Source organism: Limnobacter sp. SAORIC-690 (assembly GCF_002954425.1).
Classification (GTDB): Bacteria; Pseudomonadota; Gammaproteobacteria; order Burkholderiales; family Burkholderiaceae_B; genus Limnobacter; species Limnobacter profundi.
Window position 1 is genome coordinate 1,186,834 of the sequence record NZ_MQVZ01000001.1, and the last position, 23,294, is coordinate 1,210,127.

Here is a 23,294-nt window from a genome sequence, read left to right on the forward strand (position 1 = left end):
GGACATTCAACATGACTTCGAGACGAGAATTTTTCAAGGCCGCTGCACTAACTGGCGGCGCGGTGGCTGCGGCCAGCGTCAGCAAAGTGGCCATGAGCGCTTTGCCTGAACCCATTTTGCAAACATCGCCTGACACCATGCCCCCCCTGGTGCCCAACACTGGGCGCCCTTACAACCCGGTGGTTACCTTGAATGGTTGGACCTTACCATGGCGCATGAACAATGGTGTGAAGGAATTCCACCTGGTGGCCGAGCCTGTGTTGCGGGAAATGGCACCGGGTATGACGGCTCACTTGTGGGGCTACAACGGGCAAAGCCCTGGCCCCACCATAGAGGTGGTGGAGGGCGACCGGGTGCGTATATTTGTCACCAACAAACTGCCTGAGCACACCAGCATTCACTGGCATGGCCAGCGCTTGCCCAACGGCATGGATGGTGTGACCGGTTTGAACCAGCCAGGTATTCCAGCCGGTAAAACCTTTGTGTATGAATTTGAGGCGCGCAGACCTGGCACCTTCATGTACCACCCGCATGCCGATGAAATGGTGCAAATGGCCATGGGTATGATGGGTTTTTGGGTCACCCACCCAAAGAACAAGAACCCGCTGATTAATGAAGTGGACCGGGATTACTGTTTCTTGTTGAATGCCTATGACATTGACCCTGGCGCGTACACGCCGAAAATCATGACCATGCTGGATTTCAATTTGTGGACCTGGAACAGTCGGCTGTTCCCGGGTATTTCACCACTCGTCGCTCGCAAGAATGATCGAGTCCGGATTCGTGTTGGTAATCTGACGATGACCAATCACCCCATTCACATTCATGGCCATGAATTTGAGGTGACTGGTACCGATGGTGGTCCGACACCGAAAAATTCACGCTGGCCTGAAGTCACCGTGGATATTGCGGTGGGCCAAATGCGTCAAATGGAATTCGTCGCCAACGAAGAAGGCGACTGGGCATTTCATTGTCACAAAAGCCATCACACCATGAATGCGATGGGCCACGATGTGCCCACCATGATCGGCGTGGACCACCGGGGCATGACCAAGAAAATCACCAACCTGATTCCGGACTACATGGCCATGGGTGAGCGGGGTATGGCCGACATGGCTGAAATGCAAATGCCGCTGCCCGACAACACCATTCCCATGATGACGGGCGAAGGCCCCTTTGGTTCGGTGGAAATGGGCGGTATGTTCAGTATGCTGAAAGTACGAAGGGACCAGAAGCCAGGTGACTATTCAGACCCTGGTTGGTATCAGCATCCAGAAGGTACTGTGGCCTATGAATTTACGGGTGAACTGGCCAAACCCAAACGCAGCAGCAATGCCGGGCAGCCCGGCATGAAGTTGGCACATAAGAACCAGCCGCACATTGAGTTACAGGTGCGTAAACCCACCGGGCATTCAGGTCACTGATCGTTTTTACGTAAAGGAATGTAAATGTTGAAATTATCTGGAGTCCTGATTGCCTGTGCTGCGTTATTGGGAGGAGTGAACAATATTGCACTTGCTCATGGCGAAAAGAAAACAGGCAATACGCCGGTGGTGAAAGAGCAAACTGATTGGGGTATTGCAGGTGATACGGCTGCGGTGGCTCGAACCATTGAGGTCAGCATGGGCGACGACATGCGTTTCAAGCCGGGTCAGCTGACAGTCAAAGAAGGGGAAACCATTCGTTTCGTAGTTCACAACAAGGGCGCGCTACTGCATGAGTTTGTGATTGGAACCAAAGCAGAAAACGCAAAGCACGCAGAGTTGATGTTGAAATTTCCCGGCATGGAACATGACGAACCTTACATGGCCCATGTGGACCCCGGTAAAACGGGCGAAATTGTTTGGACCTTTAACAAAGCAGGCAAATTTGAATTCGCCTGTTTGATCGCGGGTCATTTTCAGGCGGGCATGGTGGGCACAATCACCGTGGCGGCCAAATAACTTTTTGTAGGAGTAACACCATGAAAAATACATTGAAACTGAGTGCAATTACCTTGGCTTTGTTGGGCGCCAGTGCCGCTTACGCGGCCGACCACACGGTACATGTCATTGAAAACGAGAATCGCATGAAAGCTGAGGCCGAGGCCAAGGCGAAAGCTGCTTCCCAAGCTGAAATGGCCGATGGCGAAATTCGCAAGATCAACAAGAACACTGGCAAGATCACTGTGAAGCACGGTGAAATCAAAAGCGTTGAAATGCCACCCATGACCATGGTGTTCGGTGTGGCTGACAAAGCCATGTTGGAAGGCCTGAAAGAAGGTGACAAAGTGAAGTTCAACGTGAAGCAGGAAGGTTCGAACTACACCGTGACCGAGATCAAGAAAGCACAGTGAGTGCTTGATTCTTATCGGTAAGAAATCAGGCCATTGGGTTTGGCAGCAAATGCTTCCAGCCCGGTGGCCTGGTCTGCCAGTACACCTGCTATTTCACCTTCAAAATGGGCTTGCTCGTTGAAGCTGGCCAGGCTTACACCACGTTGCCCAAACAACAGTTTGCTCACACTGCAATTGGTAATCATCCAGTTCAGCTTGAATGCATTGGCGTCAGGCAATTGCAACAGGTTTTGCGCAACGGCTGTAATTGGTCCACCTGAAGTGAATACCGCCACATTGGCTGAGCCCGACCCTTGCTTCAGTTGCATCGCTTGCGCCGTAACAGCACCCAAACCACTCATCACCCTGGCTTTGAAGCCACGCCAACTTTCCGGGTAGTCGTTGTCGTGTTCACCGCTCACCCAACGCGCAATCGCTTTATCGAAAATTTGTTGAAAGGCCTTGCGAGGGTCGGCGTTTTGCATCACCTGCTGTTCGAATGCATCGGGGTCGTCGTACTGCCCGATCAGCGCCTGCAAAATGGCTTCATGGTCGTACTCATTCAAACCCGCATGCTGCACCGGTTCTTGAAACACACCGTAGGTGCCTGCAAAAGCCTGCGCAGTTTGCAAATGTCGATTCATGCTGCCACTGAAAAAACCGTGAAGGCGGATTTTTCTTGCCTTGAACCAGGCACCCAATTGGGCTGCCTGAAGTTGCCCAAGATCAGACAATTGGTCGTAATCGGCACTGTCGAAACTGGCTTGACCGTGTCGGATCAAATAGATGGTTCCCATGCGTATTCAACCTGCTTTCTTGATGAGCGATTTACATCGCCAATCAAAATAATTCACCATAATCCAGAAGTTTTTAAATGCCGGATTGCGTGTTTGCTTGTGGTGGTAGCGGTAATAAATTTGTTGTGCAATCACGGCGATTCGGAACAAGCCAAACACCTCGTAGAAGGTCCAGTTGTTGGTGTGTATTCCAGTTTTCTGCATGTAGTAGTCCACCATTTCACGGCGCGTCATCATGCCGGGCAGGTTGGAAGGTTGTCGTTGCAGCATCTTCATCAAGAAGTTGTCGTCACTCTGCACCCAGTAGGTAATCACACTGCCCAAATCCATCAGCGGGTCGCCTACGGTGGCCAGCTCCCAATCCAGAGCACCAATGATTTCGGTGGGCTTACTGGGGTTCAGCACCACATTGTCCAGCCGCCAGTCGTTGTGAATCATGCACAGTTTCACATCGTCGGGGCAATTCAAATCAAGCCAGCGCCGTACCTTGTTGAATGAACTTACATTCCAGGTGCGTGCCTTGTCGTAGCGCTGGTTCCAGCCGTCAAGCTGGCGTCGCGTGTAACCACTGCCTTTGCTCAACGCATTCAGTCCGCTGGCGTGAATGTCGATCTGGTGAAGCTCAATCAACCGATCCAGAAAGTTGATGCTGAGTTGTCGGGCTTCATCGCGGTCAAGCCGCACGCCGCGCGGCATGTGCTTGCGCGGAATAATTCCCTCGATTCGGTGCATCACGTAAAATTCACTGCCAATCAGCGACTCGTCGGCGCAATGCCCCACCATATTGGGTACATAGGGGTACACGGGTTTTAACAGGCTTTGAATGCGAAACTCACGGCCCATGTCGTGCGCACCTTTGGCTTTGGTGCCTTTGGGTGGACGGCGCAGAATCAAATCGGCTTCGGGGTACTTCAAACGGTAGGTCCAGTTGGAAGCTCCCCCAGAATATTGTGTTAACTCGGGCTTGTCGCTCAGCGTTAAACCTTGCGTGCGAAGCCATCCTGTTACCACATCGGTATTTAACTCTTCGCCCTGGCGAACCGCACCACCTGTGTCGATGACCGATTTTGTGGACTCGGTCATTATTTGAAACCCCGCTTCATCATTTCAATGCGGGCTATCACGCCTTTGTGAACTTCGTCGGGGCCATCGGCCAGGCGCAGGCTGCGTGCCTGAATGTAAAAACCGGAAAGCGGTGTGTCGCGGCTAACACCTGCGCCGCCGTGCATTTGAATGGCCATGTCGACCACCTGTTCCAGCACGTTGGGGGCCACTACCTTGATCGCAGCAATTTCAGTCATGGCTTGCAGTGCACCCACCTGGTCCAGTTTCCAGGCTGCATACAGGGTTAACAGTCGAGCCTGGTCGATGGCCAATCGAGCCTCGGCCACCCGTTCACGGTTACCACCCAAATTAATCAGGGGCTTTCCAAAAGCGATGCGACTCATGCCACGTTGAATCATCAGGTCCAGCGATTCCTCAGCCGCGCCAATGCAGCGCATGCAGTGGTGGATACGGCCCGGGCCCAAGCGTCCCTGCGCGATCTCAAAGCCCTTGCCCAGACCAGCAATGACATTGCCCAAAGGGACGCGCACATTCTTGAACTCCACCTCGCCGTGGCCGTGCGGCTCATCGTAAGTGCCGAACACTGGCAACATGCGTTTGACAGAAACACCAGGGGTATTCAACGGCACCAGCACCATGGTGTGTTGGTGATGACGATCCAAATCCGGATTTTCTGTTCGGGCCATGACAATGGCAATTTTGGCACGCGGGTCACCAATGCCGCTGCTCCACCACTTGGTGCCGTTGATGACTACTTCATTGCCCTCCAGGGTGGCTGTGGCTTGCATATTGGTCGCGTCGCTGCTGGCCACATCAGGCTCTGTCATGCAAAACACAGACCGAATTTCACCTGCAAGCAGGGGCTCCAGCCATTCCTTTTTTTGCTCGGCATTGCCGTATTTCCACAGCACTTCCATGTTGCCGGTGTCGGGGGCGTTGCAATTGAACACCTCGGGTGCCATCAGGCTGCGGCCGGTTTCTTCGGCAATCAAGGCGTATTCCATGGTGCTCAGGCCTGCGCCAAGTTTGTCATCGGGCAGGAACATATTCCACAGGCCTGCCTCGCGCGCCTTGCTTTTCAGGGCTTCCATTTCTGGGGGAATGCGCCAGTTGTTCCACTCGCGGCCATTGCACTGGGCCTCTATTTTGTCCCAGTAAGCAGCCTCTAGCGGTGCGATTTCGTTTTTCATGAAGGCGCGAACGCGCTTTACAAAGTCTTGCGCTTTGGCGCTGGGTTCAAAATTCACAACCGGTCTCCTGATTATTTTGACGGTTCGGCTTGTTTCCTCCGATATCATCCATGCTAACGGAAATTACAAGGTGTCAACAATATGCGTGCTTTGGGCAAAGTTTTGATTGCAGTGGTCCTGCTGCCAGTGGCGGTTATTGGTGGTGTGGTGTTGTTTGGTTCAACGCTTGTGGAACCTGTGGCCTGGAAGCCGGCACCCATGCCCAGCCTCACTTCGGGGCCCTATGCCAGCAACAATTTGCTGGACCAAGCCGAGGTATTTGGCACGTACAACCTGCTTCAGCCCGAGTCAATCGAACCTGGCCCTGATGGCTTGTTGTACACCGGCATGAACACCGGTGAAATTGTTCGGTTTGACCCAGAGAATCTGCAAGTCAAAGAAAGCCCCCAAACCACGCCCTTTGATCTGATTGCCAACACCAAAGGCCGCCCCTTGGGTTTGGTGTTCCATCCAGAGGGTTTTCTGGTGGTGGCTGATGCGATCAAGGGCTTGTTGAAAGTGACCCTGCAAGGCGAAGTCACAGTGCTCTCGACTGAGTCGGAAGGTGTGCCATTCAAGTTTGTAGACGATGTGGCGGTGAGTGCCGATGGCCGCTATGCCTATTTTTCGGATGCTTCCAGCAAGTTTGATTTCAACAATTATGTGCTCGATGTGCTTGAACACGGCCCGAACGGACGATTGCTTCAATATGATTTCCAAACCGGTGAAACAAAAACATTACTTCGTGGGTTGCAATTTGCCAACGGTGTAACAATTTCAAAGGCTGGCGACTATGTGTTGGTGAACGAAACTGGCGAATACCGAATTGTGCGGTATTGGTTGCAAGGTGAGAGGGCCGGAACTCGCGATGTGTTTGTCGATGGCTTGCCCGGTTTCCCAGACAATATTCGCATGGATGTGGACGGAAACTACTGGGTTGCCGTACCCAGTTTACGTGACCCCCTGCTGGATTCGCTCGCCGATCAACCTGCTGTTCGAAAAGTAATGGCAAAATTATTGAACTACGTTCAATTCCCGATCAAGCCCAAGGCCATGGCGCTGGCGATCAACCCGCAAGGCACCGTGATTGCCAATCTGCAGGCGGAGAAGGCGGGTGCTTACTATTATTACGTCACGCAGGTGACGCCCTTTAATGGCAAACTGTACCTCGGGTCAGTGCATATCAACGGAATTGCAACTATTTCCAATCCACTGGGTCAGTCACCAAGCGAATAAAACAGGAGAGAAGAAATGGCCAAAGCAGCAAAGAAACCCGACATGCCCTCAATCAATATTGGCATTCCAGATGCCAAGCGTGCCGCGATTGCTCAGGCGCTTAGCCGTTTGCTGGCCGAGACCTACACCTTGTACCTGACCACGCACAATTTCCACTGGAACGTGACCGGAAAAATGTTCAACACCTTGCACACCATGTTCATGGGTCAGTACACCGAAATGTGGAATGCTGTCGATCCAATCGCAGAGCGTATTCGGGCGCTTGGTTTTCATGCGCCAGGTTCGTATGCCGAATTTGCGAAGTTAAGTACTTTGAAAGACGCGCCCGCCAAGCCGCCCAAGGCCATGGAAATGGTGGAAATTCTTGCCAAGGGTCACGAAGCGATTGCACGCACCGCCCGCGAAATTTTTCCAATCATCGAAGACGGCGATGATCAGCCGTCTGCTGATTTATTGACTCAACGCATGGACATTCACGAAAAAACCGCCTGGATGTTGCGTGCCTTGCTGGAGGATTAATTCAGGTAATTGGTTTTAACCCAAGCGGTGGGCCGACTTGTTTTGCCCCCCATTTGCATCTGTTTTATCTTGCAGCGAGTAGTGTTAACGTGACTGAAAAAATTTCTCCAGACCCCAGCGACTTTGACTACGAGGCTGCGCTACTGGCCTGCGCGCGCGGTGAAAAATTTGCGTTACAGGCAATTTATGCACGAGACAGCCGCTGGTTGTTCGCGGTGGCTTATCGGATTGTGAAGCGGCGTGAGCTGGCTGAAGAGGTTTTACACGATGCCATGGTCAAGGTCTGGAATCGATCTCGGTTATACTCTCCCGCCTTGGGGTCTGCGCGCGGTTGGGTGTACACGGTGGTTCGCAACCAAGCGTTAAATACGGTGCGTAAACGGTTAATGGAAGTGTCTTCCGAAGAGCACGACGTTCCCGAGCTGTCGACCAACGACAACCAGGAGCTGGCTCAGGAAGCCGAAAAGCTCAGTGCTTGTCTGGGCAAACTGGATGAAACCAAACGCAACGCCATTGTGCTGGCTTTTGTCGATGGTTATACCCACGAACAAATTGCACAACGATTGAATTCGCCCCTCGGTAGCGTCAAAAGCTGGATACGCCGGGGATTGTTGAAATTGAAGGAGTGTTTGTCATGACAGAGACGACGCAGACAGAAGCCAAGATTGTTGAGGCTGGCGAGTACGTGCTCGGCGTAATGACAGACGCTGAGCGACAGGATTTCGAGCGACGCTTGAACCAGGACCCCGAGCTGGCCAAAGAAGTGAGCAGTTGGACAGAACACTTCGCCGCCATGTCCAGAAAGTTTGAGCAAGAACCCGTGAATGCCAAAGTGTGGGCCAAAGTAGACCGTTCAATCGCCATGGCAGGAGAAAAAGCCTCAGCATCGACGGCCTCGCCTTTCGCGTGGTTGTGGAAGGGATGGGCGGTGGCAGCCAGTGCTGCAGCGGTGGTACTGGGCGTGCAGCTGTTGGGTGCCAGCCAGGAACTTAATGATGGGCCTCGATACGTGGCTGTGATGAAGAGCCCTGACAAAACCACTGAATGGCTGGTTGAGGCTCGCCCCAACGACACCATTCGCGTGTATCAAATTGGTGGTTTGCCCATTGAAGGCAACCCGGCCAACATGGGCAAAAGCTTGCAGCTTTGGACCAAGGCTCCGACCGATTCTGGGCCTACCTCATTGGGGTTGATGGAATTGGGCAAGCCGCTTGAACTGCCTGCTGACATGTTACCCAAGCTGGTTGAACAGCAGCTGTTTGAGGTCACCTTGGAACCCGCTGGTGGATCTCCTTTGGGCAACCGACCTTCCGGAGAAATCATGTTTATCGGAACTGCGGTGGCGTTGAACTAAATTCAACGTTGGCGATAAAAAAACCCCGGTCTTTTGAACCGGGGTTTTTTCAATGCGACTCGCTCAGAAGCGAATGCTCAGTGCGCGAATATCTGTGCTCGCTGTTGCGCCTGAACCGATTTCATTGGTTCCACTGGCCACGCCTGCCGCGGTTGCTGCGCCAGTGCCGAGGTTGACCGTGAACAGGCTGAATGTGCCTGTGGCCAGCGCGCGATTGCTCATCAGCACCATGCCGTTGTCACCGCCGGAAATGTCAAAACCACCGTAGTCGTTGAATGTACCAATGGGTCCAATCGCAGCCAAGGTTCCTGCATTGGCGTTGGTTTGTTGCAAAAGCCGATTGTTGTCTGCGTCCACATCAAACAAACGAGTGCCGGCGGGTGCAGGATTCGCAAAGCTGTTGGTGTAGGCAACCTGGGCAATGCCAAAGCCTGTTGTTGCACCATTGAGGGTCAGGTCTGTGTCGGTGTTGGTGGCTCCCGTGCTTTCCAGGTTGGCTCCGAGTACGCGGTAGTTTTTGGACGCACCATCACCGTCTGGGGAACTGACAATGCGTAGTGCATCTGCCGCTGGGTTGATGTCAATGGCGTAATTCTTGCCGGCGGCCAGACCGTTCACAATGTCCGTCGCCACGCTGAGCGTGGAACCCAGGGTTGCTGCACCTGTGTCTGGGTTGATTGTGAAAATTTTGCCCGCGCTGCTCAAACCATACAAGCGTCCATTGCTGGGGCGGAAGTCAATCGACAGCAAGCGTTCTCCAGAAGGCAGCCCGGTGATTGCAGTGGCCGTTGCCGTGTTAGGTGTGCGTATGCCAAACTTCAACAAGCGTTGCGAACCCGCCGTGTTGCCATCCAAAGCAACCGCGGTTGGGGCTGTTGGCTGCACCAAAGCCATGCCCACAATGCCTGAGATGTTCAGTGTACCCACAGCCACGGCGGCGGGGCCGCTCACAGGCAATGTGACCGTTGAATCGGGAATGGCAATGGTATGAAACACCACGCTGCCGCCGACGTTCAGCAAGGCGTAGCCCCGGTTGTTTCGCGCGTCAATATCAAAACCAACCATGCCGCTTGCATTGACACCCAACGGAGCAGCAACCACTTGTGTGCCATCGTTGGGGGGGTTCTGAAATGTCAGGTTGTCAGCCACGGTGTCAATATTGAGTAGGCGGGTGTTCGTGGTGCCGTCAAACGAGTTGGTATAAGCCGCGCCTGAAATATCTGCCGCCGCATCGGATACCGTGCCGTCAACAAATGTTTCACCCGCTGTTCGTCCGGTTGCGTTGGCCACGAAAATGCGCAGGTTTTGGCCTGTGTCGCTGATCAGGCGCAGTGCATCAGCCGCTGGGTTGAAGTCAACACTGAATGAGGTGGCTGCTGCGTCCAGTGTGGTGAACGCGCCGTTTGCTGTTGGCGTTGCAGCTGGTATCAAGGTGGCACCCGCAGTGGCTGCACCGGTGGTGGTGTTGATGGTGTACAGGCGCCCTCCATTACCAGGAGAAGTACGTGCAATCGCATACAGTTGTCCGTCGCGTGGGCGGAAATCAATACCCAGAAGTGTATCCCCTGCCATTAAGCTGCTGACTGCAACAGAGGTGCGAATTACGCTCGGTTGGTCACGATTGAATGTGGCCAGTTGCCCATTTGATGTCAATACAAAAACATCACCCGCACTGAGCACGGTGTTGTCGTCCGAAAAACAACCACCCAATACCAAACTGGACAAAGCCAGCGCCACAAATTTTTTCTTGAATTTCATTTGAATCCCTCTGTCGTTGATGCTTAAAACAGGTGTCAAACTACATGTCGACACAGAGGGAACACTGGGTGGGGTGTTTTGGATGCAGCTAGTTGATTTGTCCTTTCTGCTTCAGGCCTTCAAGATTCAGAATTTCAATATTGCCGCGCCCCAGCAACAGCAAGCCTTCATGTTCCAGTTCTTTGAGCATCTGGTTCACTGTTTGCCGTGAAATCGACAGCATGGCCGAGAGCTTCTCTTGTGACACATGCAGCGTGCGAGCGCTTACAGTGCTGCTGTCCGATCGTATGCCATAGCCTTCGGCCATTTGGAGCAGGCGGCGTGCAAGGCGCGTGGGGGTGGGCAGAAGCGCTGCGTCTTCGATGGCGCCGAATATCAGTCGAACCTTCTGAGTCAACAGCAGGCCAAATTCGCGCCAGTAATTTGGATTGTCTGAAATCAGCTGATCGAGCAGGGCTTGACGCACATGAAACACAGTGGCGGGTCCATCTGCCAGCGCATCGTGGGTACGGGGTTGGCGATCAAACAGGCAAATTTCTCCAAACCAGTCTGGTGGGTCAATCAGGGTCAGGATCACGTGCTTGTCCTCGGCGCCGTGTTTGCTCGCGCCCACAATTTGAACCGACCCACTGAGCACCGCGTACAAGCCGTCAGCACAGTCGCCTCTTGAAAACAGCCGTTGCCCGTTTTGAAACTGTCGCAAGACGCCGTGTTTTAGCAGGGCCTGTTGCAGGTTAGCGGGCAAATTGGCAAACCATTTTCCACGGTTCAATATTTGTTGAATGTTGTGTGTTTGCATTGTTTTTTGGTATGTCTCCACCTGTCCCATTAAATTAGCATCAAATGTCAGGCAATTGACAGACCTTTCAGGCTTGATTTGTAACCATATAAGCTCAAAATCAAACATTTAGAGTATTTCCCGCTTCAAGGAGAACAAGCCATGAGAACGTTGGTCGACCAACTGGCAACTTATGCCACGTATCATCGTGACCCGCGCAATATTGCCACGCACTTCGTGGGCGTTCCTATTATTGTGTTGTCGGTGTTAATTCTGTTGTCGCGTGTGTCGGTGGATGTGGCCGGTATTGCGGTCACGCCCGCCTTGGTGGTGTTTTTGCTATCCAGCCTGTTTTATCTCAAGTTGAGCCTTGGCTATGGTTTGGCCATGTTTGTGATTCATGGGGCCTTGCTGCTCGCCGCCGGGCATTTCGCAACCCTGAGTACTGCGGCTTGGTTAGGTGCTGGCGTGGGAATTTTTGTGGTGGGTTGGATTATCCAGTTTGTGGGCCACTATTACGAGGGCCGCAAGCCCGCCTTTGTTGATGACTTGATTGGACTGGCCATCGGCCCACTGTTTGTAGTAGCCGAACTGGGTTTTCTAATTGGCTTGGGCAAGAAAACCCAAGCGCAAGTTGAGGCCATTGCCGGCCCGGTGCGCCGACGCGAAACGGCCAGCGCTTAAGTCAAAACCAAGTGTCGCAGGGGGTTCATTAGAACCCCCAATGCACATCTACCTCTTTTTTCGCGGCTTCTTCCAGCATTTTCAACAAAGGGTAAGCCCTTTGTTCAAGGCCCACATGATTTTTCAGGGCGATTTTTTCTTCCGCGCTCAGCTCATCTTCATTAATCGGGTTTTCAGCTCGAGCCATGCGCTCAGCATTCACTGCCGCCACCAGCTGTGCATGGGCATGGTTTAGGTCTCGTGGTTCAATCACGCCCCTCTCACTGGGTTCAATACCCATAATCCGGAACAGTTGGTCTGCATTGGATTTGAACATCACAATGTCGCCGGCTGCTTTCGATTTGAATTTCACAATACCCATTCTGTCCACACTCTGGTTATCACTGCTATTGATCTGTATCAAGAGCCCCTACAATGGAGCACCTGCCTAATTTTCGCCTCAAAGCGCCTCATGAAAACAGCCTTCGCTCAAAGCCGCGCCATTTTTGTCTATCTGCTTGCATTATGCGCCCTGGTTGCATGCTCGCCCCAGTTCAATTGGCGCGTGGTGCCCAATACCGACATCGGCTATATGGCTACTTTTCCCGACAAGCCGGCGCAGGCCACCCGAACCATGGATTTGATCGGTTTGCAGGTGCCTTTGACTTTGCAAGCCGCGCAAATTGACGGTCTGTATTTTGCTGTGGGCACGGTGCCCCTGCAGGGCGAACTGGCAGCGCAAGGCCCAGCCCTGCGCGATGCGTTGGCCCAGGCGGTTGCCAACAACATTGCAGCGGGCCAGGCCGAGGTAAAGCCCATTCAATGGTTGGGCAAAACTGTTTATGAAATGTCGATCCAAGGCAAGTTGCCAAGCGGTGAAGAAGCTTTTGCGCAAGCCCGGTTCTTTGAGCACCAAGGTACATTGTATGAGGTGTTGATGATGGGCCCTGGCGAGGCTGCCAATCCCGATTCAGCCACTTCCTGGTTCGGCGGCTTTTCCCTTCTGGGGCAGTAATGCAGTACAACCCGGAAAACGTCTCACGCGAGATTGGGCCAGATGGTGTAGAGCACATGTATGTGAATGGCAGCCTTGCCATGCGCATGTTCATTATTTTCGCGGCCGCCTATGTGATGTCCTATGCGTTCAGGGCCATCAATGCGGTCATCGCCCAACCTTTGGTTCAGGAACTGGGACTCACTGCCGGGCAGTTGGGTTTTCTGGCCTCGGCGTACTTTCTGTCGTTTGCCATCATGCAGTTGCCCGTCGGAGTCATGCTCGATCGCTACGGCCCAAGGCGGGTTGAGGCTGTGCTGATTGGTTTTGCGGCCTTGGGCGCGCTGTTGTTCGCGGTCGCCGATTCTTACCTGGTGTTGTGGTTGGGCCGAGCCTTGATAGGTGTGGGCGTTTCGGCCTGTTTAATGGCAGCTGTAAAGGCCTACTCCCTTTATTTTAGGCCACACATGCAGGCCAGTCTGTCATCCTGGATGTTGGTAGCCGGGTCGCTTGGGGCACTCACCGTCACCACGCCCGTAGAGGCCGCCCTGCCTGCTTTGGGTTGGCGCGGCGTATTTGGTGTGGCAGCAGTGTTGTGTGTATTGGCGGGTCTGGCACTGTGGTTTGCTTTGCCCGCTTTGTTCAAACCCCAGAAAACCCAGTCGGTTGCCGACATGGCCCAGGGTTATCGGGCCATTTATGCACACCCTCATTTTTGGCGTGTTGCGCCTTTGGCCATGATCACGCAAGGTGGTTTCATGGCTTTTCATGGGTTGTGGGTGGGACCTTGGTTCACCAATGTGATCGGGGTCAGCAATGCACAGGCCGCGCAAAACATGTTCTGGATTTCCGCAGTACTGATGCTGGGTTATCTCGCTTTGGGCTTTCTGACCAAACGGGTGTCCAAGGCAGGGGGCGACGAAGATCAAATCATGTTGATCGGCATGGGATTGTCTTTGCTGGTGTTTGCCGTTCAAATTGTGCAGGGTGAGCAGTCAAGCCTGTGGGGCTGGTTGGTCCATGCTTTCCTGATCTCGTCCGGCATCATGACTTACGCCACTTGCAACAAACCATTCCCCAAAAAACTCACGGGCCGGTCCAGCACTGCCTTGAATCTGCTGATCTTTATTGGTGCTTTCAGCATTCAATGGGGAATCGGCATAGGCATTGATACCTTTGTGGCATTGGGGTTGAACAGCACCGATGCCATGCGGTTATCGCTGACCATTTTATGGATTCTGCAATTGCTCAGCTGGATTTGGTATGCTCGACCTGGACGCAAGGCAAGTCATCTAATTCCGTTCGGGACAGGACAACAACATCGGGGGTGAGCATGGCTCAGGCTCTAGTGGAGGACAGTGGTCACGACACCTTGGGGCAGAGTGTCGGCTGGACCAGCCCTGACTACTTCAATGAGCAGGAATGCCTGAGCAGCATGGAGCGTGTGTTCGACGTGTGCGCCACCTGCCGGCTCTGTTTATCCCAGTGCAATACTTTCCCCTCCCTGTTCGATCTAATTGATGAATCTGAAGATTCAGAGCTTGGCAGTGTGCCTAAATCGCGCTACCTGGACTTGGCTGATCAATGTCACCTGTGTGATCAATGCCATCTCGGGCACTGCCCATACAGCGCACCCCACCCTCAGCAAATTGATTTTCCGGCGACCATGCTGCGGGCCAAGGCCATCAAGTTTGCCAAGGGCAGCATCGGTCACGCCAGCGCTGCAGGGCGGCACCATCCTTTCTCTCATCTGGCTGGTGTTCCGGTTGTCGCTGCGTTGGCAAATACAGTGGTGGGCAGCAGTGCCGCGCGCAAGCTGATTGAACGCAGCACGGGTATTGACGCACAAGCCTGGTTGCCCAAGTTGGCCAAGCAAACATTTCTTGCCCAGGAGCGCGCGCTGATTCTGGCACACCCCACGCAGGCGCCTGTGGTGGCAGATCACAGCCTGGTGCCCCGGCAAGTCGCAATTTACGCGGGCTGCTATATCAATTTGCACGAACCTGAAATTGGTCAGGACTTGATTCAGGTGCTGCAGCACAACGACATTGAGTGCGTGATCGCCAATCTTGAGGGCTGTTGTGGGCAAGCCAAACTGACCATGGGTGACATTTCCGGTTTTGCGACAGTGGCGCGGGCCAACATTCCGAGCTTGCTGGCCTTGGCTGAAAGTGGTTATGCGATTGTGTCCCCTAGCCCAAGCTGTGCGCGAATTTTTACTCACAAGTTGCCCGCTCTTTTTCCGGCAGATACAGACATTCAGCGGGTGAAGGACGCATTCTGGGCACCCACGGAGTATCTGGTCGCCTTGCACGGCGAAGGCGCTTTAAGAATTGATTTCGTCAATACTTTGGGCAAGGTGAATTATCACGAGCCATTCCTGGGCGGCGCCCATTTGGGCATTGCACGGCACACCGAGACGTTGTTGGGCCTGGTGCCCGACACCAAGGTGAATGTGGTCAAGGGCAGCCCCGGCTTTGGTAGTCATTGGGGCAATCAGCGCGAAGATTATCCTGTGGCGATAAAACTGGGACAGCGCGTGTTCAGGCAAATGGCTGAGCCGGCTGACTATTTGACAACAGACTGCCAGTTGACCGGGAGGCAAATTGCCTGGGGTATAGAAATCCTGGACCTTGTCCAAACCTCTGACAAAAAACCGGAGCTGGCCCACCCGCTGACCTTGCTGCGAATGGCTTACGGATTGTAAGTCGGCTGCTGAGCCACAGGCGATTGGCTGCCCGCCTCGCCTCCCAGCGTTTTTCTGTACTGAATGGCGGTGGCAATGTGTTTTTTCTCGATTTGACTGGCTTGGTCCAGGTCGGCCAAAGTGCGTGCCACCCGGCAAATCCGATGCAGTGCCCGTGCTGAAAGATGATTTTTTTGTGCATAGGCCAATAGTAGTTTTTCAGCGCCGCTGGCGGGTTTGCAATGCTTGTTGATTTGGCCCGCACTCATTTCGCCGTTCAGGCAGCCTTGGCGTTCAAGTTGAACAGTGCGGGCTTCCTCAACCCGCTTGCGTAGCCCTGCGCTGCCGCCCAATTCGGTCGGTTCTGTTTCCCCTTGCAGCAGCGCGCCATGGTCAATCGCCTGCACTTCCACTGAAATGTCCAGCCGATCGGCCAACGGACCAGACAATTTGTTTTGATATTTCCTCACTTGCTCGGGAGTGCACCGACATTCTTTTGCCGGGTGTCCCAGCCAGCCGCAGGGGCAAGGGTTGTGGGCGCACACCCACAAAAACTTTGCCGGAAAACTGGCTTGATGACCCGATCTGGAAATATTCACGCGGCCAGTTTCAAGTGGCTCCCGCAGCGACTCCAGACAACGTCGATCGAATTCCAACACTTCATCGGTGAATAAAATGCCCTGATGAGCCAGGGTAATTTCTCCCGGGGAGGGTGGGTTTCCGCCGCCGATCAATGCAGCCATGGTGCTGCTAGGGTGTGGGTTTCTAAAAGGGCGCTGCGGGCTCAGCATGTCGCTTTCGCCTTTCAGGCTTCGAATGGCCGAGATCTCCAGCGAGTCTTCAAAAGGCAAAGGTGGCATCAGGCTGCCAACGCGCTGCGCCAGCATCGACTTTCCACTGCCCGGTGGGCCCACCAGGCGAATGTGGTGTTGACCCGCCGTGGCGGTCAGTAAGGCATGTTTGGCGGTTTGGTGACCAATCACTTCGGCCATGTCCAGTGGGTTGGTCGTGCTCGAATGGTTTGATGCCAGGTGTGATTGTTGTTCCAGTGGCTGGCCATGCCCCACCAGATGCGCAGCCGCTTCAAACAAATTGCCGGCGCCGAATACTGCAAGGTCGGGCACAGTGGCTGCAAGCCTGGCTGGCGCTTTGGGCATCATCAGCTTGATCGTGCGCTGGCGTATGCAGGCCTCCTTTCGAGCAGCAACTGCCAGGGCAAAAGGACTGCGTACGCCAGTCAGTGCACCTGACAATGACAGTTCTCCAGCGAACAACCAGTCAGAAAGATCGGCTTTGGCCAATTGGCCCGAAGCACTGGCGATGCCCAATGCGACTGCAAGATCAAATGCCGCACTGCCCTTGGGAAGGTCAGCCGGCGCGAGGTTGACTGTAATTCGCTGAGAGGGAAACTCGAATCCGCTGTTGAGCAAGGCCGATCGTACTCGTTCTTTGGATTCACGGATTTCGGTATCGGGCAGACCGACCAGCGCGAAGGAAGGCAAGCCGGCTGACAAATGAACCTCAATTTGAACCGCGACAGGGCGAACGCCCACAAAGGTAAGACTGTGAAGGGTGGCTAGAGGCATGGTGCGGACAACAGTCAAACCCCGAGGATTATCCCCACGCCGCTTCTTTTTGCAAATGAGTGCTTCGGTTGGCGTCACCCGGTGGACGACGCGTGACAGAGGGCTCGATCAGGTTCGTTTCTCGAGCTCAGCCACGCGCAATTCGAGTGCATGCACCTTTTCGCGCAGCCGGTTAAGCACTTCCTTTTGGATTTCAAAATCTTCAAGGCTCACAAACTCCATGTCTTGCAAACCTTGGCGAATCAGCTGTGTGACTGGATTTTCCATGTTTTGAAGGCCTTTTGCGTTGAGCAATTCGCCTACTCTGGCCGTGATGGCATCGAAAGGATTGTTCGCCAATGTTTACCCCGAAAGAGTTATATCGCGTCGCACCAAAACAGTGCACCAAATTGGTGCTGCGGCGAAAAATTCAAAAAATTGAATCCCTATTGTGCCCGAAAAAGGGGGATTTATCGTGAAATTACCGACGAGTTCATGGTTGGCACACTTCTCGCTATTAGACCCTTGCCAAAAAAACTTTACGGCATTCATCTATTTTTAGGAGAGTGAGATGAAAAAATTAGTACTGGTCGCTGCAATCGCCGCAACTACTTTCGGGGCTGTTTCAACTGCACAAGCTGAAGTCACTACTACAGCAAACGCCAACTTGGCTACCGATTACAAATTCCGCGGTATTTCCCAAACCAACGGTGGCCCGGCTTTCCAGGGTGGCTTTGACGCCGCTTTCAGCAACGGTTTCTACGTGGGTAACTGGAACTCAAACATCAGCAACTTGGCTGGTCCAAGCTCTGGCCTGGAAATGGACTTTTACGGTGGTTACGCTGGTTCCTTGGCCAATGGCATCGGCTATGACGTAGGTGCTTTGTATTATTTCTACGAAGGCGTGCCGGTTGCTGCTGGTGCCCCAGAGGCAGACACCTTGGAAATTTATGGCAAGGTATCTTACGCCAACGCATACGCCAAGTTGTCCTACGCTGTGTCTGATGATTACTTCGCCACAACTACCCTGGATGGTTCCAACAAGCTCTCAGGCTCTACTTATTTGGACCTCGGCTACACATTGCCTTTGTCGGATTCTTTGTCTCTGACCGCTCATTACGGCTTGACAACCTATGACAAAGACATTGTACAAGTTGGTGCAGAGCGTTTTGATTCCTACTCTGACTACAGCTTGGCAGCCACTTATGCAATCAGCCCAAAGTACTCGGTAACTGCTGCGTACATTGCTGTTGACGATGACGGCGAAAAGATTTTCAACAACGAACAAATCACTGATGGTTCTTTGGTAGTGACTTTCAGCGCCAAGTTCTAAATTGAATCCAGACAGCGCTCTGAAGAGGGGCGCTGTTTTTACCCTCTTCAAACTTAATTCAGGAGTGCGTAATGAAGCTAATTTCAGCAGTCATTAAGCCTTTCAAACTCGATGAAGTCCGTGAAGCGCTGTCTGCCATCGGCGTGCAAGGCATTACGGTTACCGAAGTGAAAGGTTTTGGTCGCCAGAAAGGTCACACAGAGCTGTATCGTGGCGCCGAGTATGTAGTCGACTTTTTGCCCAAAGTGAAAATTGAAGCAGCCGTGGACGACAGCCTGGTAGACCAGGCATGCGAAGCCATTGAAGCAGCGGCCAAGACCGGCAAGATCGGTGACGGCAAAATTTTCGTGTTTGATTTGTTGAGTGTTACCCGTATTCGCACAGGCGAAACCGGTAAAGACGCCCTTTAACCAGAGAGAAGTGAGGAAATCATGAGAAAACTTCTGACTGTCTGGCTTGCGGCCGCAGCACTGGGTTTCAGTGTTGCCAGTCCCGGTGTATTTGCTCAGGAAACCCCTGTAGCGCCTGCCACCGAAGCCACCGAAACAATGGCTGCTCCCGTCGAGGCAGCTCCTGCCGAAGCGCCTGCCGCTGAAGCTCCCATGGTCGCAGAAGCTGCTCCCGCAGAAGAAGCTGCCCCAGCTGTTGAACAAACAGTGAACAAAGGCGATATCACCTGGATGATGGTCGCGACTATTTTGGTTATCTTCATGACCATTCCTGGCTTGGCATTGTTCTACGGCGGCTTGGTCCGCGCAAAGAACATGTTGTCTGTGCTGATGCAGGTAATGTCCGTGTTCTGTCTGATCGTGGTGTTGTGGGCTGTATACGGCTACAGCTTGACTTTCGGCGGTGGTGACAACCCGTTCGTGGGCAACTTCAGCAAACTGTTCTTGAGCGGCGTGACACCTGACTCCCTGTCAGCCACGTTCACTGAAGGCGTGATGATCCCTGAATTCATTTTCATCGCATTCCAGTCCACATTCGCGGCCATTACCTGTGCCCTGATCGTGGGTGCATTCGCCGAGCGCATCAAGTTTTCTGCAGTGTTGCTGTTTTGTGCAATCTGGTTCACTTTCAGCTACGTGCCAATCGCTCACATGGTGTGGGACGCTGCTGGTTTCATCTTCGCAGATGGCGCAATCGACTTCGCTGGCGGTACAGTGGTTCACATCAACGCTGCAGTTGCAGGTTTGGTGGGTGCTTACATGATCGGCAAGCGTGTTGGTTACGGCAAGGAAGCCATGACTCCACACAGCCTGACATTGACCATGGTTGGTGCATCCATGCTGTGGGTGGGTTGGTTCGGTTTCAACGCTGGTTCCAACCTGGAAGCCAACGGTGGTGCAACATTGGCCTTCATCAACACATTGTTGGCAACTGCTGCCGCAACACTGAGCTGGGCCGCTGCTGAAGCACTGCTGAAAGGCAAGGCGTCCATGCTGGGTGCCGCTTCCGGTGCAGTGGGTGGTTTGGTTGCGATCACACCAGCCTGCGGCACAATCGGCCCAATGGGAGCTCTGATCCTTGGCTTGATGGCTGGCCCAATCTGTCTGTGGGGTGTGACTGGTCTTAAGAGGATGTTGGGTGCAGACGATGCACTGGACGTGTTCGGTGTACACGGCGTAGGCGGTATCTTGGGCGCCTTGATGGTAGGTGTGTTGTCTGCACCTAGCCTGGGCGGCACCATGGGTGACGACTTCGTAATCGCTTCCCAGTTGGCAGTGCAGGCCAAGGGCGTGGTGATCACTATCGTTTGGTCTGGTATCGTGGCTGCAATCTCCTTCAAGCTGGTAGACCTCATCGTTGGCCTGCGTGTGTCTGAAGATGCAGAGCGCGAAGGTCTGGACATCACCTCTCACGGTGAAACAGCCTACAGCAAGTAAATACACTCTCCACTTAGGTGGAATCCTTCAGCCCGGGGTAAAGGGCTGATTCAAAGGCACCTTCGGGTGCCTTTTTTGCTTCACCCCCCGATTTTCCCTCCTCAATGTGGCGGTGCAGCGTTTTGGATTACACTTGGCGAAGTGTCTTACCCAGAGAATGTTGATGGTTCCACATCTTGTAACTGCTTTAACCGGTCCACTGTTGGATCTTGAAAAACGAATGCTCGACAAGACCACTGAAATTGAGCGGTGGTTTCGCATGGCTTGGAATGAGAACACGCCGCCTTTTTACAGTTCAGTGGATGTGCGCAATGCAGGTTTCAAGCTTGCGCCTGTTGACACCAACCTGTTTCCTGGCGGTTTCAACAATCTCGCCCCCGACATGATGCCGCTGGCCATTCAGGCCGCCGTGAGTGCCATTGACAAAATTTGTCCGGAAGCGCGCAGCATGGTGCTGGTACCGGAGAACCACACCCGCAACACCTTTTACCTCACCAATGTGGCCCGCTTGGCTGCCATTTTGAAGCAAACCGGTCTGGATATTCGTCTGGGTTCCGTGTCGCCCGACATCACCGAACCGACCCGTTTTGATTTGCCGGATGGTCAGCACATTGTGCTGGAACCGCTCAAGCGCTACGGTAGCCGGGTTGGTGTTGATGGGTTGGAGCCATGTGCGGTGTTGTTGAACAACGATCTTTCCGCAGGTGTTCCTCCAATTCTGCAAGGCATTAAAGACCAAATCCTGTTGCCCCCTTTGCATGCTGGTTGGGCCACCCGCCGCAAGAGTACGCACTTCAAAGCCTATGATTCAGTCGTTGAGGCTTTTTCTGAAATGCTGGAAATTGATCCCTGGTTGATCAACCCGTATTTCACGCACCGCAATCAGTTGAATTTTCAGGAGCGCGTGGGCGAAGAGGCCCTGGCGCAGGCTGTCGATGAGGTGCTTGCCAAAACACGCATCAAATACGCTGAATACGGCATAGACGAGCAGCCTTATGTGGTGGTCAAGGCTGATGCAGGCACCTACGGCATGGGCATCATGACTGTAAAGGACGCCTCGGAAGTGGTTGGCCTGAATCGCAAGCAGCGCAACAAAATGTCGGTGATCAAAGAGGGCCTGCAGGTGTCCGACGTGATTATTCAAGAAGGTGTGCACACCTTCGAGAGCATTGAAGACGCCGTGGCCGAGCCTGTGGTTTACATGATCGACCGCTATGTGGTGGGCGGTTTTTACCGAGTGCACACTGGCCGTGGCCGCGATGAAAACCTGAATGCACCTGGCATGCACTTTGTGCCTTTGGCATTTGAAACGCCATGTAATACACCCGACTGCAGTGATCGCCCCGACGCCGCGATGAACCGTTTCTATGCTTATGGCGTAATCGGCCGTTTGGCCGCGTTGGCTGCTTCGCAAGAGCTGGAGGCTACAGCAGGTATGGAGTTGGCCGCATGAGCAGTCGGAGTTTTGTGTGCGTCATTGATCCGCTCACCAGCCTGAACCCGAAGAAAGATTCCTCCATCGCCATGATGGAATCGGCGCAATCGCGTGGCTGGAAAGTGGGCGTGATCGAGGATGGAGGCATGCATTGGGCGACTGGTGTTGGTGTTCGCGCCCAGGTGGTGTGGATTGCAATTGACCGGGCCAGCAAGCCTTGGTATTCCGAGGTGGGTCGTGAAGAGGTTGCATTGAAAGACCTTGATGCCGTCATCATGCGCAAAGACCCACCGTTCGATGCCGAGTTTGTAACCGCTACTTGGTTGCTTGAGCAGGGCGAGCGCGAGGGTGCGCGCGTATTCAATAGCCCGCGGGCCATTCGCGATCACAACGAAAAATTCACCATTGCCCAGTTTGAACAGTTTGTGGTGCCAACCCTGGTTTCGCGCAATGCTGCCCAGCTTCGCGCTTTTCTGGAACAACACCCCGACGCCATCGCCAAACCCCTGGATGGCATGGGCGGCACCTCAATTTTTCGCATGAAAAAAGGCGATCAAAACGTGGGTGTGATATTGGAAACGCTGACCGACTATGGCCGCAAAACCGCCATGATTCAGCGCTATATTCCTGAAATTGTGGATGGCGACAAACGGGTGTTGCTTATCAATGGCGAGCCGGTGCCCTATTGCCTCGCACGTTTGCCCAAAGAGGGTGAGCACCGAGGCAACCTGGCGGCAGGCGGCACGGGCAGGGCGCAGCCCTTGTCTGAGTCCGACTGGCACATTGCCCGCACACTGGCCCCGGAATTGAAAAAGCGTGGGCTGTTACTGGTGGGCCTGGACATTATTGGGCAGAACCTGACCGAGGTGAACGTGACAAGCCCCACCTGCTTCCGTGAGATCATGGATCAAACCGGTTTTCCTGTTGCGGATACTTTTGTGCAAGCCGTTGAAAACGCCTTGCAGGAGGGCAACTGATGCTTGGGCTGGTTCTGGTTACGCATGCCCCTTTGGGCGACGCCATTGCTCAATGTGTGAAACACGTCATGGGTTCTCTGCCAGATGGTCTGGCTGTCGTGGATGTACCCGGCGATGAAGACATTGAACAGTCGGTGCAACGCATTCAGACCGCTGCGCGGCAGGTGCATGCGGGCGAAGGCGTGGTGTTCCTGACCGATCTGTTTGGCGCAACTCCCTCCAATGCAGCTGTGCGTGCCGGTGTGGAATCGTTGAACCTGCCCACAGTGTTGGTCTCGGGCTGCAATTTGCCCATGGTGTTGCGCGCACTTGGTTTTCGGGATTTGCCCATCAATGAAGTAGCCGAACGTTTGGTCATGGGTGGCCGAAACGGTATCGTAAGCACTGGTGCCACAGCGCCACAACGTCAAACCTTTAATCCGGCGAAAAACGATGATTCAGCAAGAAATCACCATCAGCAATAAATTGGGCCTGCACGCGCGTGCCTCGGTCAAGTTGACCCAAACAGCCAGCCGCTTTCAGTCCGAAGTGTGGATTGGCAAGGCAGGCCGCCGCGTGAATGCGAAAAGCATCATGGGTGTCATGATGCTGGCCGCGGGCAAAGGGCACAACGTGGTGCTGGAGGCAGAAGGCAGTGACGAGGCTGAGGCCATTGCCGCACTGGTGGCCCTGATTGATGACAAATTTGGCGAAGGCGAGTAAACC

Annotated in this window: 26 protein-coding genes; 18 read left to right on the forward strand and 8 right to left on the reverse strand. The window is 53.7% G+C overall.

The genetic code is table 11. From position 1 onward, the window contains the following. Window positions 1-11 precede the first annotated feature (11 nt). The 3 genes from BSZ31_RS05640 to BSZ31_RS05650 are packed head-to-tail and all read left to right on the forward strand — an operon-like array spanning window position 12 to window position 2,335. Complete coding sequence (locus BSZ31_RS05640) at window positions 12-1,424, forward strand: multicopper oxidase family protein (RefSeq protein ID WP_105027923.1); 1,413 nt, start codon at window positions 12-14, stop codon at window positions 1,422-1,424. 24 nt (window positions 1,425-1,448) lie between these two features. Then, window positions 1,449-1,943, forward strand: coding sequence for a plastocyanin/azurin family copper-binding protein (locus tag BSZ31_RS05645; protein ID WP_105027924.1), 495 nt, complete (start codon window positions 1,449-1,451; stop codon window positions 1,941-1,943). A 20-nt stretch (window positions 1,944-1,963) separates the two neighbouring features. Then, window positions 1,964-2,335 (forward strand): copper-binding protein, encoded by a 372-nt coding sequence (locus BSZ31_RS05650; protein ID WP_105027925.1) that lies wholly within the window; start codon window positions 1,964-1,966, stop codon window positions 2,333-2,335. A gap of 11 nt (window positions 2,336-2,346) precedes the next feature. Here the strand turns inward: BSZ31_RS05650 and BSZ31_RS05655 are convergent, their stop codons facing one another. From BSZ31_RS05655 to BSZ31_RS05665, 3 genes are read right to left on the reverse strand one after another with little or no spacing between them, the layout of a single operon-like run. Further along, window positions 2,347-3,111 (reverse strand): histidine phosphatase family protein, encoded by a 765-nt coding sequence (locus tag BSZ31_RS05655; protein ID WP_105027926.1) that lies wholly within the window; start codon window positions 3,109-3,111, stop codon window positions 2,347-2,349. Between the two features lie 6 nt (window positions 3,112-3,117). Then, window positions 3,118-4,194 carry a phosphotransferase family protein gene (locus BSZ31_RS05660; protein WP_105027927.1) on the reverse strand — a complete coding sequence of 359 codons (1,077 nt, stop codon included), beginning with the start codon at window positions 4,192-4,194 and terminating at the stop codon, window positions 3,118-3,120. Beyond that, the gene (locus tag BSZ31_RS05665; RefSeq protein ID WP_105027928.1) at window positions 4,194-5,423 is read right to left on the reverse strand and encodes an acyl-CoA dehydrogenase family protein; all 1,230 of its coding nucleotides are present in this window, start codon (window positions 5,421-5,423) and stop codon (window positions 4,194-4,196) included. The genes BSZ31_RS05660 and BSZ31_RS05665 overlap by 1 nt, the downstream gene beginning before the upstream one ends. 84 nt (window positions 5,424-5,507) lie before the next feature. On the opposite strand from BSZ31_RS05665, the gene BSZ31_RS05670 reads away from it, so the two are divergent. The 4 genes from BSZ31_RS05670 to BSZ31_RS05685 all read left to right on the forward strand — a co-directional run bounded on the left by BSZ31_RS05670 (window position 5,508) and on the right by BSZ31_RS05685 (window position 8,514). After that, window positions 5,508-6,641, forward strand: a complete 1,134-nt coding sequence (locus BSZ31_RS05670; RefSeq protein ID WP_105027929.1) for an SMP-30/gluconolactonase/LRE family protein — start codon at window positions 5,508-5,510, stop codon at window positions 6,639-6,641. 15 nt (window positions 6,642-6,656) lie between these two features. Beyond that, on the forward strand, window positions 6,657-7,160 hold the full coding sequence (locus BSZ31_RS05675; RefSeq protein WP_105027930.1) for a Dps family protein: 504 nt from the start codon (window positions 6,657-6,659) through the stop codon (window positions 7,158-7,160). 89 nt (window positions 7,161-7,249) lie between these two features. Further along, window positions 7,250-7,798, forward strand: coding sequence for a sigma-70 family RNA polymerase sigma factor (locus BSZ31_RS05680; protein WP_105027931.1), 549 nt, complete (start codon window positions 7,250-7,252; stop codon window positions 7,796-7,798). Next, on the forward strand, window positions 7,795-8,514 hold the full coding sequence (locus tag BSZ31_RS05685) for an anti-sigma factor domain-containing protein (protein WP_105027932.1): 720 nt from the start codon (window positions 7,795-7,797) through the stop codon (window positions 8,512-8,514). Before BSZ31_RS05680 ends, BSZ31_RS05685 begins: the two co-directional genes overlap by 4 nt. Window positions 8,515-8,577: 63 nt before the next feature. Here BSZ31_RS05685 and BSZ31_RS05690 read toward each other — a convergent pair whose 3' ends face one another. Continuing rightward, window positions 8,578-10,272, reverse strand: a complete 1,695-nt coding sequence (locus BSZ31_RS05690) for a DUF4394 domain-containing protein (RefSeq protein ID WP_105027933.1) — start codon at window positions 10,270-10,272, stop codon at window positions 8,578-8,580. Window positions 10,273-10,360: 88 nt separating this feature from the next. After that, complete coding sequence (locus BSZ31_RS05695) at window positions 10,361-11,071, reverse strand: Crp/Fnr family transcriptional regulator (protein ID WP_105027934.1); 711 nt, start codon at window positions 11,069-11,071, stop codon at window positions 10,361-10,363. A 141-nt stretch (window positions 11,072-11,212) separates the two neighbouring features. Here BSZ31_RS05695 and BSZ31_RS05700 point away from each other — a divergent pair, with 141 nt between their 5' ends. After that, a complete protein-coding gene (locus BSZ31_RS05700; protein ID WP_105027935.1) occupies window positions 11,213-11,734 on the forward strand; it encodes a DUF962 domain-containing protein in 522 nt (173 codons plus the stop codon). A gap of 28 nt (window positions 11,735-11,762) precedes the next feature. Here the strand turns inward: BSZ31_RS05700 and BSZ31_RS05705 are convergent, their stop codons facing one another. After that, window positions 11,763-12,095 carry a DUF1840 domain-containing protein gene (locus tag BSZ31_RS05705; protein WP_105027936.1) on the reverse strand — a complete coding sequence of 111 codons (333 nt, stop codon included), beginning with the start codon at window positions 12,093-12,095 and terminating at the stop codon, window positions 11,763-11,765. A gap of 90 nt (window positions 12,096-12,185) precedes the next feature. Between BSZ31_RS05705 and BSZ31_RS05710 the strand changes: the two genes are divergently transcribed. From BSZ31_RS05710 to BSZ31_RS05720, 3 genes are read left to right on the forward strand one after another with little or no spacing between them, the layout of a single operon-like run. Next, entirely contained in the window at window positions 12,186-12,728 is a 543-nt protein-coding gene (locus BSZ31_RS05710; protein ID WP_105027937.1) for a hypothetical protein, read from the forward strand. Next, window positions 12,728-14,038, forward strand: coding sequence for a nitrate/nitrite transporter (locus BSZ31_RS05715; RefSeq protein ID WP_105027938.1), 1,311 nt, complete (start codon window positions 12,728-12,730; stop codon window positions 14,036-14,038). The genes BSZ31_RS05710 and BSZ31_RS05715 overlap by 1 nt, the downstream gene beginning before the upstream one ends. Before the next feature lie 2 nt (window positions 14,039-14,040). Next, window positions 14,041-15,414, forward strand: a complete 1,374-nt coding sequence (locus BSZ31_RS05720; RefSeq protein WP_168426865.1) for a heterodisulfide reductase-related iron-sulfur binding cluster — start codon at window positions 14,041-14,043, stop codon at window positions 15,412-15,414. Here BSZ31_RS05720 and BSZ31_RS05725 read toward each other — a convergent pair. Both BSZ31_RS05725 and BSZ31_RS05730 read right to left on the reverse strand, forming a co-directional pair. Further along, entirely contained in the window at window positions 15,402-16,979 is a 1,578-nt protein-coding gene (locus BSZ31_RS05725; protein ID WP_105027940.1) for a YifB family Mg chelatase-like AAA ATPase, read from the reverse strand. The two genes, BSZ31_RS05720 and BSZ31_RS05725, sit on opposite strands and share 13 nt — an antisense overlap. Before the next feature lie 108 nt (window positions 16,980-17,087). Continuing rightward, complete coding sequence (locus tag BSZ31_RS05730) at window positions 17,088-17,318, reverse strand: accessory factor UbiK family protein (protein WP_105027941.1); 231 nt, start codon at window positions 17,316-17,318, stop codon at window positions 17,088-17,090. 211 nt (window positions 17,319-17,529) lie between these two features. Between BSZ31_RS05730 and BSZ31_RS05735 the strand changes: the two genes are divergently transcribed. The 7 genes from BSZ31_RS05735 (at window position 17,530) to BSZ31_RS05765 (ending at window position 23,291) form a co-directional block, all read left to right on the forward strand. Continuing rightward, window positions 17,530-18,291, forward strand: coding sequence for a TorF family putative porin (locus BSZ31_RS05735; protein ID WP_105027942.1), 762 nt, complete (start codon window positions 17,530-17,532; stop codon window positions 18,289-18,291). Window positions 18,292-18,362: 71 nt separating this feature from the next. Continuing rightward, window positions 18,363-18,701, forward strand: a complete 339-nt coding sequence (locus BSZ31_RS05740) for a P-II family nitrogen regulator (RefSeq protein ID WP_008248258.1) — start codon at window positions 18,363-18,365, stop codon at window positions 18,699-18,701. Between the two features lie 21 nt (window positions 18,702-18,722). Continuing rightward, window positions 18,723-20,177 carry an ammonium transporter gene (locus tag BSZ31_RS05745; protein ID WP_105027943.1) on the forward strand — a complete coding sequence of 485 codons (1,455 nt, stop codon included), beginning with the start codon at window positions 18,723-18,725 and terminating at the stop codon, window positions 20,175-20,177. A 163-nt stretch (window positions 20,178-20,340) separates the two neighbouring features. Beyond that, a complete protein-coding gene (gshA, locus tag BSZ31_RS05750; protein ID WP_105029769.1) occupies window positions 20,341-21,630 on the forward strand; it encodes a glutamate--cysteine ligase in 1,290 nt (429 codons plus the stop codon). Then, window positions 21,627-22,589 (forward strand): glutathione synthase, encoded by a 963-nt coding sequence (gene gshB, locus BSZ31_RS05755; protein ID WP_105027944.1) that lies wholly within the window; start codon window positions 21,627-21,629, stop codon window positions 22,587-22,589. Before gshA ends, gshB begins: the two co-directional genes overlap by 4 nt. Then, entirely contained in the window at window positions 22,589-23,053 is a 465-nt protein-coding gene (locus BSZ31_RS05760; protein WP_105027945.1) for a PTS sugar transporter subunit IIA, read from the forward strand. Before gshB ends, BSZ31_RS05760 begins: the two co-directional genes overlap by 1 nt. Next, window positions 23,022-23,291 (forward strand): HPr family phosphocarrier protein, encoded by a 270-nt coding sequence (locus BSZ31_RS05765; RefSeq protein WP_105027946.1) that lies wholly within the window; start codon window positions 23,022-23,024, stop codon window positions 23,289-23,291. The genes BSZ31_RS05760 and BSZ31_RS05765 overlap by 32 nt, the downstream gene beginning before the upstream one ends. The last annotated feature ends 3 nt before the right edge of the window (window positions 23,292-23,294 follow it).